This is a genomic window from Escherichia sp. SCLE84 (assembly GCF_012584495.1).
In the GTDB taxonomy this organism is placed as follows: Bacteria; Pseudomonadota; Gammaproteobacteria; order Enterobacterales; family Enterobacteriaceae; genus ECMA0423.
The window spans coordinates 402,756-415,291 of record NZ_CP051430.1 but is presented as its reverse complement, the minus strand read 5'-3'; the positions used below and the strand labels follow the sequence as shown (position 1 = coordinate 415,291).

Sequence of the window (12,536 nt, the reverse complement as noted above, 5' to 3'; positions counted from 1 at the left end):
CGCAATTCCTGCTGACAAGTGCCGGTTGGGTCATTACGATAACCACATCTATTGCGCCTGTGACAGGTGTGACCTTAAGTTGGGAGAATACATGCGAACCCTTTGGCGATTTATTGCCGGATTTTTTAAATGGACGTGGCGTCTGCTGAATTTCGTCCGTGAAATGGTACTTAACCTGTTCTTTATTTTCCTCGTACTGGTTGGTGTGGGGATCTGGATGCAGGTCAGTGGTGGTGATTCGAAAGAAACGGCCAGTCGTGGCGCACTGCTGCTGGACATTTCTGGTGTGATCGTCGATAAACCCGACAGTTCTCAGCGGTTTAGTAAATTAAGCCGCCAGCTGCTTGGTGCCAGTTCCGATCGTCTGCAGGAAAACTCACTGTTTGATATCGTCAACACCATTCGCCAGGCGAAGGACGACCGCAATATCACCGGTATCGTGATGGATCTGAAAAACTTCGCAGGCGGCGACCAGCCGTCTATGCAGTACATCGGCAAAGCCCTGAAAGAGTTTCGTGACAGCGGGAAACCGGTTTATGCCGTTGGCGAGAACTACAGCCAGGGGCAATATTATCTCGCCAGTTTCGCCAATAAAATTTGGCTGTCACCGCAAGGCGTGGTTGATCTGCACGGTTTTGCTACCAACGGTCTGTACTACAAATCGTTGCTGGATAAGCTGAAAGTTTCCACCCATGTGTTCCGCGTGGGTACGTATAAATCTGCCGTTGAACCGTTTATTCGTGATGATATGTCACCGGCAGCCCGCGAAGCTGACAGCCGCTGGATTGGTGAGCTGTGGCAAAACTATCTGAATACTGTTGCCGCTAACCGGCAGATCCCTGCTCAGCAGGTATTCCCTGGCGCGCAAGGGTTGCTTGAGGGTTTAACCAAAACCGGTGGCGATACCGCGAAATATGCACTGGAAAACAAGCTGGTCGATGCACTGGCATCGAGTGCCGAAATCGAAAAAGCTCTGACCAAAGAGTTCGGCTGGAGTAAGACTGATAAAAATTATCGCGCCATCAGTTATTACGATTACGCATTGAAAACGCCGGCAGATACCGGTGACAGCATCGGTGTCGTCTTCGCTAATGGCGCAATTATGGATGGCGAGGAAACTCAGGGGAATGTTGGCGGTGATACCACTGCGGCACAAATCCGCGACGCTCGCCTTGACCCGAAAGTGAAAGCGATTGTCCTGCGTGTTAATAGCCCAGGCGGCAGCGTTACCGCGTCTGAAGTGATTCGCGCTGAACTGGCAGCAGCCCGGGCAGCGGGTAAGCCTGTGGTTGTATCGATGGGCGGCATGGCGGCATCTGGTGGTTACTGGATTTCCACGCCAGCTAATTACATTGTGGCTAACCCCAGCACCCTGACCGGTTCTATCGGTATCTTCGGCGTGATCACCACCGTAGAAAATAGTCTGGATTCGATTGGTGTTCATACTGATGGTGTCTCAACTTCACCGCTGGCGGATGTTTCTATCACCAGGGCACTGCCGCCGGAAGCGCAGCAGATGATGCAATTAAGCATTGAGAATGGCTATAAACGCTTTATCACGCTGGTTGCTGATGCGCGTCATTCGACGCCGGAGCAAATTGATAAAATCGCCCAGGGCCACGTCTGGACCGGTCAGGATGCAAAAGCTAACGGGCTGGTCGATAGTCTCGGGGATTTCGATGATGCGGTTGCCAAAGCAGCAGAGCTGGCAAAAGTGAAACAGTGGCATCTGGAATACTACGTTGATGAACCGACCTTCTTCGACAAAGTGATGGACAACATGTCTGGTTCTGTCCGGGCAATGTTGCCAGATGCGTTCCAGGCCATGTTACCTGCACCGCTTGCCTCGGTAGCCTCTACCGTTAAAAGTGAAAGCGACAAGCTGGCCGCGTTTAACGACCCACAAAACCGTTATGCGTTTTGCCTGACCTGCGCCAACGTGCGTTAAGTCTTGTACTGAGTGGCCGACAGATCGTCGGCCACATTATTTTTTACCTCGACGAATCCTCTTCCCGCTGTCTCGACCCATATTTCCTTATCCGCATAGTATCAGGTGCGCTCCTCCTGCCTCACGTATATACTTTTGCTCTTTCGATATCATTCATATCAATATCATGCAAAAGAAATCAATTTACGTCGCCTACACGGGCGGGACCATCGGGATGCAGCGTTCCGAGCAGGGTTATATTCCGGTGTCAGGTCATCTACAACGCCAACTGGCGCTGATGCCGGAATTCCATCGCCCGGAGATGCCAGATTTCACCATTCATGAATATACGCCGTTGATGGATTCTTCTGATATGACGCCGGAAGACTGGCAGCATATTGCTGAAGATATTAAAGCGCACTATGACGACTATGATGGTTTTGTCATTCTACACGGTACCGACACGATGGCGTATACCGCCTCTGCGCTGTCGTTCATGCTCGAGAATCTCGGTAAACCGGTCATTGTGACAGGGTCACAAATCCCGCTGGCTGAGTTACGCTCTGACGGACAAATTAATCTGCTGAATGCGTTGTACGTTGCGGCGAATTATCCGATCAACGAAGTAACGCTCTTTTTCAATAACCGATTGTATCGCGGCAACCGCACTACCAAAGCCCATGCCGATGGTTTTGATGCGTTTGCCTCTCCAAACCTTCCTCCGTTACTGGAAGCTGGTATCCATATTCGTCGTTTGAATACGCCACCCGCCCCGCACGGTGAAGGGGAATTAATCGTTCATCCAATCACGCCACAACCAATTGGCGTAGTGACGATTTATCCGGGGATTTCTGCTGATGTCGTGCGCAATTTTCTGCGCCAACCGGTGAAAGCATTGATTCTGCGCTCCTATGGCGTGGGTAATGCGCCACAAAACAAAGCCTTCCTGCAGGAATTACAAGAAGCCAGCGATCGCGGTATTGTGGTGGTCAACCTGACACAATGTATGTCCGGTAAAGTGAATATGGGTGGTTATGCCACCGGTAACGCCCTCGCCCATGCCGGCGTTATTGGCGGTGCAGATATGACTGTAGAAGCCACGCTAACCAAACTGCATTACCTGCTGAGCCAGGAACTGGATACTGAAACCATTCGCAAGGCCATGAGCCAAAACCTGCGCGGCGAACTGACGCCGGATGATTAAGGAGACTGCAATGCCCCATCGCGCCCTGTTACTGGTCGATTTACAAAATGATTTCTGTGCTGGTGGCGCGCTCGCCGTACCGGAAGGTGACAGTACGGTGGAGGTTGCTAACCGCCTTATTGACTGGTGCCAGTCGCGCGGAGAAGCGGTTATCGCCAGCCAGGACTGGCATCCGGCGAATCACGGCAGTTTTGCCAGTCAGCACGGTGTAGAGCCTTATACGCCAGGCCAACTCGACGGTTTGCCACAAACCTTCTGGCCAGATCACTGTGTGCAGAACAGTGAAGGCGCACAATTACATCCGTTACTGAACCAAAAAGCGATCGCAGCGGTGTTCCATAAAGGCGAAAATCGTTTAGTTGACAGTTACAGTGCCTTTTTTGATAACGGCCGTCGGCAGAAAACCTCTCTCGATGACTGGTTACGCGATCATGAAATCGATGAATTGATCGTTATGGGCCTGGCTACTGACTATTGCGTGAAGTTTACCGTGCTGGACGCGTTACAGTTAGGTTATAAGGTGAACGTGATTACCGATGGTTGTCGTGGCGTGAATATCCAGCCCCAGGACAGTGCGCACGCGTTTATGGAGATGTCAGCAGCTGGGGCAACGCTATATACGCTGGCAGACTGGGAAGAGACGCAGGGGTAATATTAGTTGAATTCATCTCTGGCCTACATTTCCTCAATGACATTGTAGGCCAGATAATACTTGTCAGTGTTGCATTTAACCTACTTGCAGCTAAAACACGACGTCCTAACAAGTATATTTGCCCTCCCTTAATAACAGGCTTAAATACTAGATAACTCATTCACTTAAACATAGCAATAGGCTTTGCTGAGATACCAAAATCTTCTTTTAACTGCTGTTTGCTCTTCATGACCATCTGACCATTTGTGTCAATTGTCATATGCTGTGCTTCGGTATTATGGCGGGCTTGCCACAGCATCACCAGTTGCAGGCAATTCTCTTTTTGTTCCTCGGTCAACGCAACGCCATCAGGCCATTTCCCCAGTTCAACGGCGGTCGACAAACGCTGGTATACCTCAGGCGTCATGCTGTTGATAATGTCATCAAGATTCATAATTTTTCCGCTCCTGTGGAATAAGTTGCTGAATCGTTTTTTCAACCGTTGATTTCTTCGCCGTTTTCGCCATCAGTGAAGCGTAAAGAAGCAGAGTTAACACAATAACGTTCGCCTGTTGGTTGCGGCCCGTCGGGAAAGACATGCCCCAGATGGGCATCACAGTTACCGCAACGAATTTCTATGCGCTGCATTCCATGTGACAAGTCTTTGATATAACGAATGGATTCTTCACTCACCGGTTCGTAGAAACTGGGCCAGCCACAGCCGGAATCATACTTGGTTTCGGAATGAAACAGCGGGGCATCGCAGATCAAACAGTGATATACGCCGTCACGCTTGTTATGCAGTAAACGACCCGTAAATGGCGGTTCTGTCCCATGATTCTGCGTCACGTAAAACTGCATCTCGGACAAATTTTTTTTCAGTTCTTCTGCCGAAGGTTTATTAGCCATTTGCTCACATCTCACTTTAATCGTGCTCACATTACGTGACTGATTCTAACAAAACATTAACACCAACTGGCAAAATTTTGTCCTAAACTTGATCTCGACGAAATGGCTGCACCTAAATCGTGATGAAAATCACATTTTTATCGTAATTGCCCTTTAAAATTCGGGGCGCCGACCCCATGTGGTCTCAAGCCCAAAGGAAGAGTGAGGCGAGTCAGTCGCGTAATGCTTAGGCACAGGATTGATTTGTCGCAATGATTGACACGATTCCGCTTGACGCTGCGTAAGGTTTTTGTAATTTTACAGGCAACCTTTTATTCACTAACAAATAGCTGGTGGAATATATGACTATCAAAGTAGGTATCAACGGTTTTGGCCGTATCGGTCGCATTGTTTTCCGTGCTGCTCAGAAACGTTCTGACATCGAGATCGTTGCAATCAACGACCTGTTAGACGCTGATTACATGGCATACATGCTGAAATATGACTCCACTCACGGCCGTTTCGACGGTACCGTTGAAGTGAAAGACGGTCATCTGATCGTTAACGGTAAAAAAATCCGTGTTACCGCTGAACGTGATCCGGCTAACCTGAAATGGGACGAAGTTGGTGTTGACGTTGTCGCTGAAGCAACTGGTCTGTTCCTGACTGACGAAACTGCTCGTAAACACATCACCGCTGGTGCGAAGAAAGTGGTTATGACTGGTCCGTCTAAAGACAACACTCCGATGTTCGTTAAAGGCGCTAACTTCGACAAATATGCTGGCCAGGACATCGTTTCCAACGCTTCCTGCACCACCAACTGCCTGGCTCCGCTGGCTAAAGTTATCAACGATAACTTCGGCATCATCGAAGGTCTGATGACCACCGTTCACGCTACTACCGCTACTCAGAAAACCGTTGATGGCCCGTCTCACAAAGACTGGCGCGGCGGCCGCGGCGCTTCCCAGAACATCATTCCGTCCTCTACCGGTGCTGCTAAAGCTGTAGGTAAAGTACTGCCAGAACTGAATGGCAAACTGACTGGTATGGCGTTCCGCGTTCCGACCCCGAACGTATCCGTAGTTGACCTGACCGTTCGTCTGGAAAAAGCTGCAACTTACGAGCAGATCAAAGCTGCCGTTAAAGCTGCTGCTGAAGGCGAAATGAAAGGCGTTCTGGGCTACACCGAAGATGACGTAGTATCTACCGATTTCAACGGCGAAGTTTGCACTTCCGTGTTCGATGCTAAAGCTGGTATCGCTCTGAACGACAACTTCGTGAAACTGGTATCCTGGTACGACAACGAAACCGGTTACTCCAACAAAGTTCTGGACCTGATCGCTCACATCTCCAAATAAGTTGAGATGACACTGTGATCTAAAAAGAGCGACTTCGGTCGCTCTTTTTTTTACCTGATAAAATGAAGTTAAAGGACTGCGTCATGATTAAGAAAATTTTTGCCCTTCCGGTCATCGAACAAATCTCCCCTGTCCTCTCCCGTCGTAAACTGGATGAACTGGACCTCATTGTGGTCGATCATCCCCAGGTAAAAGCCTCTTTTGCATTACAGGGCGCACACCTTCTCTCGTGGAAACCTGCGGGTGAAGAAGAAGTTCTGTGGTTGAGCAACAACACACCGTTCAAAAATGGCGTCGCTATTCGCGGTGGCGTACCGGTTTGCTGGCCGTGGTTTGGTCCGGCGGCACAACAAGGCCTGCCTGCGCACGGTTTTGCCCGCAACCTGCCGTGGACGCTGAAATCACATCGTGAAGATGCTGATGGCGTAGCGCTGACTTTTGAATTGACACAAAGCGAAGAGACGAAAAAATTCTGGCCGCACGACTTTACGCTGTTAGCGCATTTCCGCGTGGGTAAAACCTGTGAAATCGATCTTGAAGCACACGGCGAATTTGAAACCACCTCTGCTCTGCATACCTACTTTAACGTGGGTGATATCGCTAAGGTAAGCGTCAGTGGGCTGGGCGATCGCTTCATTGATAAAGTGAATGACGCGAAAGAAGATGTACTGACCGATGGTATTCAGACCTTCCCTGACCGTACCGATCGCGTGTATCTGAATCCGCAAGATTGCAGCGTGATTAATGATGAAGCGCTGAATCGTATTATCGCCGTAGGCCACCAGCATCATCTGAACGTTGTCGGCTGGAACCCGGGACCGGCGCTTTCAGTTAGCATGGGCGACATGCCGGACGATGGCTACAAGACCTTTGTTTGTGTAGAAACGGCTTACGCTTCAGAAACGCAAAAAGTCACCAAAGAGAAACCAGCACATCTGGCGCAATCCATTCGCGTTGCCAAACGTTAATTTGCGCTAATGTTGTGTGCCGGGTGCGATGCATCCGGCACGTATCAACATCACACCATATCCAGCGCAGTTTTTCCTTTTGGTGCCGGATATGCCTTATCCAGCATAGCTAATTCCGCTGACGAAAGTTCGACCTCAAGCGCAGCTGCATTTTGTTGGACATGGGCAATCGTGGCCGCTTTTGGAATCGCCATCACACCATGATGACTGATCACCCACGCCAACAATACTTGTGCCGCGCTGATATTGTGAGCATGTGCAATTTCGTTGACTACCGCGTTTTTTAACAGTCCATTGCGCAACCGCCCGGCCTGGGCTAATGGACTGTAAGCCATCACCGGCATCTGCTGTTGCTGGCACCAGGGAAGGAGATCGTACTCAATCCCTCGTGAACCGAGGTGGTAAAGCACCTGATTAGTGGCACACTGATTTCCCCCCGGCAGCTGCCAGAGTTCCTGCATATCAGCATAATCAAGGTTAGAAACGCCCCAGCGGCGGATTTTTCCCTGGGCGATCAATTTTTCCATCGCTGCAACAGTCTCTTCAAAAGCGAAACTGCCAGACCAGTGTAATAAGTAGAGATCGAGATAATCAGTATTGAGACGGCGTAAACTGGCTTCGCATGCATTTATCGCTTTTTGCCCGCCAGCATTCCACGGATAGACTTTAGAGACGAGAAAGACGTTATCGCGCAGACCGGTTAATGCTTCCCCAACCACCTTTTCGGCACCGCCATCGGCATACATTTCGGCGGTATCAATGAGGGTTAAACCGAGTTCAATGCCCGCGCGTAGTGCAGCAACTTCTGTTTTGCGCTGACTGGCATCTTCGCCAATATACCATGTTCCCTGCCCTATGGCTGGCAGTGAGACATCGCCACTAAATTGAATCATTTTTTGTTGCATTGTTTCCTCCCAGGTATTGCACCACCGTAATGCAAAACAGGGCGTGACGCCCTGTTTTTATGCACAAAATGCCCTGGAAAGATGCATTATCAGAATTTGTAGGTGATCCCGGTAGAAATCAGGCCAGTCCAGGATTTATCCACCATCGGGCTGTCAGTAACTTCATCAGACAGACGGGTATAGCGCGCGGTACCGTAAACACTCCAGTCGCCGAGGAAGTTGTAGCTGGCGCTCAGCTCCAGGTAAGGGCTCCAGCTGTCGTTCGGGTTATAGCCACGCAGACCGCTGCGAGCGGACTCTTTGCGCGATACGCCATAATAGTATTCGTTCTGGTTTTCGCTGTTCCACTGCACACCAATACCCGGAGTCACGGTCAGGCCACCGTTGGTGTAACGATACAACCAGGCCATATCCCAGACAATGCCGTTGCTGTTATCCAGGGTATCGCCAGCCAGGGTGGTACGCAGGTAACCGTACTGGGTAAAGTGAGCATAAGACAGACCAGCCATCATGGTGCTCTTACGGTCATCCAGGTGACGCATTTGGTGATCGCCACTGTCTTTCGCTTTGAAGTAAAGCGGCGACCAGTAAGCGGTAATTGAAAGTTTATCCGTTGCGTCATTCCACAGGTAGTAACCACCACCTAAGCCACGGAACCAGAAGTTATCGCCTTCATAGTTGATTACCGGTACTGGGTAAACATCGGTATCGTAATCTTTATATGGGTGCTCAACGACACCTACGCCTGCGCCCAGGGAAAATTTACCTTCAGCGTGCGCTACGCCTGCAGACGTTGCGATAAGCACTCCAAGTGCCAGAAGTTTGAGTTTGGTCACAATTAATCATTCCTTAAACAAATGTTTAGCGGGCGACAAAGTTTACCCGTCAATACATCGAAACCCAACCTTTTTACGTTTTCATTTTTTAAAGTAACTGTTTAATTTTCCTGACGCGGATGACACCGCGCTTACAGCCAAATGAATTTAGCGTTACTGGCTACCCTGGTCTTTACATTAATTATGCAAAATTTATGGATGAGTTGTTGATATGCCATTGAAATTAAGAAAGCCGTGCAGGCAAGTTTTCCATTTGCCATCTACGCTTAATTTTGAAGGTGTATCATCGGGCACGTTGTTCTCATCGTCGATAAAATGGCATGAGAGTTGCTGTGTTTTAGCAAGAGACGTCGTTCAGTTTACCTCTTCCGGGAGCCTCTACTATTCATATGAACGGCTCTTAACCTGTGCTAAAAAACGAAAGGACGGCATACCATGAATATATTCGATCACTATCGCCAGCGATATGAAGCTGCCAAGGACGAAGAGTTCACACTGCAGGAGTTTCTTACCACTTGTCGGCAAGATCGCAGTGCTTATGCCAACGCGGCTGAGCGGCTATTGATGGCTATCGGTGAGCCTGTCATGGTCGATACAGCCCAGGAACCCAGACTTTCTCGACTCTTTTCTAACCGGGTCATTGCACGTTATCCGGCGTTTGAAGAGTTTTACGGCATGGAAGACGCGATTGAACAGATTGTCTCTTATCTGAAACACGCGGCTCAGGGGCTGGAAGAGAAGAAACAAATCCTGTATCTGCTGGGGCCTGTGGGTGGGGGTAAATCATCGCTTGCTGAGCGACTGAAATCATTAATGCAGCTCGTACCGATTTATGTATTGAGCGCCAACGGTGAGCGTAGCCCGGTCAACGATCATCCGTTCTGTCTTTTCAATCCGCAGGAAGATGCTCAGATTCTGGAAAAAGAGTATGGCATTCCTCGCCGTTATCTCGGCACCATCATGTCGCCATGGGCGGCAAAACGCCTGCATGAATTTGGTGGCGATATCACTAAGTTCCGGGTAGTGAAGGTCTGGCCGTCAATTCTGCAACAAATTGCTATCGCCAAAACGGAACCCGGTGATGAGAACAACCAGGACATCTCCGCGCTGGTTGGGAAAGTCGATATTCGTAAACTCGAACACTACGCGCAGAATGACCCGGACGCCTACGGCTATTCCGGTGCGCTGTGCCGCGCCAACCAAGGGATCATGGAATTTGTCGAGATGTTTAAAGCACCGATAAAAGTGCTGCATCCGCTGTTAACCGCCACTCAGGAAGGTAACTACAACGGGACGGAAGGTATCTCCGCCCTGCCGTTCAACGGGATTATTCTCGCCCACTCGAACGAATCCGAATGGGTCACTTTCCGTAATAACAAAAACAACGAAGCCTTCCTCGACCGTGTTTACATCGTGAAGGTGCCGTATTGCTTACGCATTTCCGAAGAGATCAAAATCTACGAGAAATTGCTTAATCACAGTGAATTGACTCACGCCCCCTGCGCCCCTGGCACGCTGGAAACGCTGTCACGTTTTTCCATTCTTTCGCGCCTTAAAGAGCCAGAAAACTCCAGCATTTATTCAAAGATGCGGGTTTATGATGGCGAAAGTCTGAAAGACACCGATCCCAAAGCCAAGTCGTATCAGGAATATCGTGACTACGCCGGTGTCGATGAAGGGATGAACGGTCTGTCGACGCGTTTTGCGTTTAAGATCCTCTCCCGCGTGTTCAACTTCGATCATGTAGAAGTGGCGGCAAACCCGGTCCATCTGTTCTACGTACTGGAACAGCAGATCGAGCGCGAGCAGTTCCCACAAGAGCAGGCAGAACGCTATCTGGAGTTCCTGAAAGGTTATCTGATCCCGAAATATGCCGAGTTTATCGGCAAAGAGATCCAGACGGCCTACCTTGAATCCTATTCCGAATATGGGCAAAACATTTTCGACCGTTATGTTACCTACGCGGATTTCTGGATTCAGGATCAGGAGTATCGCGATCCGGATACCGGGCAGCTGTTTGACCGCGAGTCTCTTAACGCCGAGCTGGAGAAAATCGAGAAACCGGCGGGGATCAGTAATCCAAAAGATTTCCGCAACGAGATTGTTAACTTCGTACTGCGCGCCAGAGCGAATAACAGCGGACGCAATCCGAACTGGACCAGCTATGAAAAACTGCGCACGGTTATCGAGAAGAAAATGTTCTCCAATACCGAGGAGCTGTTGCCGGTTATCTCGTTTAACGCCAAAACGTCAACCGACGAGCAGAAGAAACACGACGACTTTGTCGACCGTATGATGGAAAAAGGCTACACCCGTAAACAGGTGCGTTTACTGTGCGAATGGTATTTGCGCGTACGTAAATCGTCTTAACAACCCTGGCCCGGTACACATGTTACCGGGCCTACAACGACAGCGAACCGTGGGCCTGAGAAGCGGCAACACAGGCGTAGCATACAGTTGGCAAATGTAGTACGGGGGGCATATGACCTGGTTTATTGACCGGCGTCTGAACGGCAAAAACAAAAGCATGGTGAATCGCCAGCGTTTTTTACGCCGTTATAAAGCGCAAATTAAACAGTCGATCTCCGAGGCCATTAATAAGCGTTCGGTGACTGACGTCGACAGCGGCGAATCCGTATCCATTCCCACGGAAGATATTAGCGAACCGATGTTTCATCAGGGGCGTGGCGGTCTGCGCCACCGCGTGCATCCGGGCAATGACCATTTCGTCCAGAACGACCGAATTGAACGTCCCCAGGGTGGCGGCGGAGGTTCCGGCAGTGGTCAGGGCCAGGCCAGCCAGGATGGTGAAGGTCAGGATGAATTTGTCTTTCAGATTTCGAAAGATGAGTATCTTGATTTGCTCTTTGAAGATTTGGCCTTACCGAATCTGAAACAAAACCAACAACGCCAGCTGACCGAATATAAAACGCATCGGGCGGGTTATACCGCTAACGGCGTTCCGGCAAATATCAGCGTTGTGCGCTCCTTGCAGAACTCACTGGCGCGACGCACAGCCATGACGGCAGGCAAGCGGCGGGAACTTCATGCACTGGAAGAGAATTTGGCCATCATCAGCAACAGTGAACCTGCGCAGCTGCTGGAAGAGGAACGTCTGCGCAAAGAAATTGCAGAATTACGTGCCAAAATTGAACGCGTCCCTTTTATTGACACCTTCGATTTACGTTACAAGAACTACGAGAAGCGGCCCGATCCCTCCAGCCAGGCAGTGATGTTTTGCCTGATGGACGTTTCCGGTTCAATGGATCAATCCACTAAAGATATGGCTAAGCGTTTTTATATTCTGCTGTATCTGTTCCTCAGCAGAACGTATAAGAACGTGGAAGTCGTATACATCCGCCATCATACCCAGGCGAAAGAAGTCGATGAACATGAGTTTTTCTACTCGCAGGAAACAGGCGGCACCATCGTTTCCAGCGCCCTGAAACTGATGGATGAGGTAGTGAAAGAGCGTTATAACCCGGCACAGTGGAATATTTACGCTGCACAAGCATCGGACGGCGATAACTGGGCCGATGACTCTCCGCTTTGCCATGAAATCCTGGCGAAAAAATTATTACCTGTTGTTCGTTATTACAGCTATATCGAAATTACCCGTCGTGCACATCAGACATTGTGGCGAGAATATGAGCATCTGCAATCTACTTTCGACAACTTTGCGATGCAGCACATCCGCGACCAGGATGATATTTATCCGGTGTTCCGTGAACTGTTTCATAAACAAAATGCAACAGCTAAAGACTAAAACTATCAGCCAGGTCATTATCGCCTGGCTGATTTTTAGCTTACTGTAAATTA

Annotated in this window: 11 protein-coding genes; 7 read left to right on the top strand and 4 right to left on the bottom strand. The window is 49.6% G+C overall.

Translation table 11 applies throughout. From position 1 onward, the window contains the following. Positions 1-91 precede the first annotated feature (91 nt). The 3 genes from sppA to pncA all read left to right on the top strand — a co-directional run bounded on the left by sppA (position 92) and on the right by pncA (position 3,783). Positions 92-1,948 (top strand): signal peptide peptidase SppA, encoded by a 1,857-nt coding sequence (gene sppA, locus HGD79_RS02230; RefSeq protein ID WP_001259824.1) that lies wholly within the window; start codon positions 92-94, stop codon positions 1,946-1,948. Positions 1,949-2,114: 166 nt separating this feature from the next. Beyond that, positions 2,115-3,131, top strand: coding sequence for an asparaginase (ansA, locus tag HGD79_RS02225; protein ID WP_001170162.1), 1,017 nt, complete (start codon positions 2,115-2,117; stop codon positions 3,129-3,131). A 10-nt stretch (positions 3,132-3,141) separates the two neighbouring features. Further along, on the top strand, positions 3,142-3,783 hold the full coding sequence (gene pncA / locus HGD79_RS02220) for a bifunctional nicotinamidase/pyrazinamidase (RefSeq protein ID WP_168848273.1): 642 nt from the start codon (positions 3,142-3,144) through the stop codon (positions 3,781-3,783). Between the two features lie 160 nt (positions 3,784-3,943). On the opposite strand, the gene HGD79_RS02215 is transcribed toward pncA, so the two are convergent. Together HGD79_RS02215 and msrB are read right to left on the bottom strand one after the other, a co-directional pair. After that, entirely contained in the window at positions 3,944-4,216 is a 273-nt protein-coding gene (locus tag HGD79_RS02215) for a YeaC family protein (RefSeq protein ID WP_001046790.1), read from the bottom strand. A 41-nt stretch (positions 4,217-4,257) separates the two neighbouring features. Continuing rightward, complete coding sequence (gene msrB / locus HGD79_RS02210; RefSeq protein WP_001284613.1) at positions 4,258-4,671, bottom strand: peptide-methionine (R)-S-oxide reductase MsrB; 414 nt, start codon at positions 4,669-4,671, stop codon at positions 4,258-4,260. A gap of 341 nt (positions 4,672-5,012) precedes the next feature. Between msrB and gapA the strand changes: the two genes are divergently transcribed. Both gapA and HGD79_RS02200 read left to right on the top strand, forming a co-directional pair. Beyond that, positions 5,013-6,008 carry a glyceraldehyde-3-phosphate dehydrogenase gene (gene gapA, locus HGD79_RS02205; RefSeq protein WP_000153502.1) on the top strand — a complete coding sequence of 332 codons (996 nt, stop codon included), beginning with the start codon at positions 5,013-5,015 and terminating at the stop codon, positions 6,006-6,008. 83 nt (positions 6,009-6,091) lie between these two features. After that, the gene (locus HGD79_RS02200) at positions 6,092-6,976 is read left to right on the top strand and encodes a D-hexose-6-phosphate mutarotase (protein ID WP_001356266.1); all 885 of its coding nucleotides are present in this window, start codon (positions 6,092-6,094) and stop codon (positions 6,974-6,976) included. Between the two features lie 50 nt (positions 6,977-7,026). Here the strand turns inward: HGD79_RS02200 and yeaE are convergent, their stop codons facing one another. Next, positions 7,027-7,881, bottom strand: coding sequence for a methylglyoxal reductase YeaE (gene yeaE, locus HGD79_RS02195; protein ID WP_096147394.1), 855 nt, complete (start codon positions 7,879-7,881; stop codon positions 7,027-7,029). Positions 7,882-7,970: 89 nt separating this feature from the next. After that, entirely contained in the window at positions 7,971-8,717 is a 747-nt protein-coding gene (mipA, locus tag HGD79_RS02190) for a scaffolding protein MipA (protein WP_000163771.1), read from the bottom strand. Between the two features lie 435 nt (positions 8,718-9,152). Between mipA and yeaG the strand changes: the two genes are divergently transcribed. Both yeaG and HGD79_RS02180 read left to right on the top strand, forming a co-directional pair. Further along, positions 9,153-11,087 (top strand): protein kinase YeaG, encoded by a 1,935-nt coding sequence (gene yeaG, locus HGD79_RS02185; RefSeq protein WP_001019882.1) that lies wholly within the window; start codon positions 9,153-9,155, stop codon positions 11,085-11,087. Positions 11,088-11,199: 112 nt separating this feature from the next. Further along, positions 11,200-12,483 (top strand): YeaH/YhbH family protein, encoded by a 1,284-nt coding sequence (locus HGD79_RS02180; RefSeq protein WP_000219686.1) that lies wholly within the window; start codon positions 11,200-11,202, stop codon positions 12,481-12,483. Positions 12,484-12,536 lie beyond the last annotated feature (53 nt).

Bases quoted from the DNA above. Each gene is read 5' to 3' on its own strand.
- sppA (WP_001259824.1), top strand. From the start codon at position 92: ATGCGAACCCTTTGGCGATTTATTGCCGGATTTTTTAAATGGACGTGG.
- ansA (WP_001170162.1), top strand. From the start codon at position 2,115: ATGCAAAAGAAATCAATTTACGTCGCCTACACGGGCGGGACCATCGGG.
- pncA (WP_168848273.1), top strand. From the start codon at position 3,142: ATGCCCCATCGCGCCCTGTTACTGGTCGATTTACAAAATGATTTCTGT.
- HGD79_RS02215 (WP_001046790.1), bottom strand. From the start codon at position 4,216: ATGAATCTTGATGACATTATCAACAGCATGACGCCTGAGGTATACCAG.
- msrB (WP_001284613.1), bottom strand. From the start codon at position 4,671: ATGGCTAATAAACCTTCGGCAGAAGAACTGAAAAAAAATTTGTCCGAG.
- gapA (WP_000153502.1), top strand. From the start codon at position 5,013: ATGACTATCAAAGTAGGTATCAACGGTTTTGGCCGTATCGGTCGCATT.
- HGD79_RS02200 (WP_001356266.1), top strand. From the start codon at position 6,092: ATGATTAAGAAAATTTTTGCCCTTCCGGTCATCGAACAAATCTCCCCT.
- yeaE (WP_096147394.1), bottom strand. From the start codon at position 7,881: ATGCAACAAAAAATGATTCAATTTAGTGGCGATGTCTCACTGCCAGCC.
- yeaG (WP_001019882.1), top strand. From the start codon at position 9,153: ATGAATATATTCGATCACTATCGCCAGCGATATGAAGCTGCCAAGGAC.
- HGD79_RS02180 (WP_000219686.1), top strand. From the start codon at position 11,200: ATGACCTGGTTTATTGACCGGCGTCTGAACGGCAAAAACAAAAGCATG.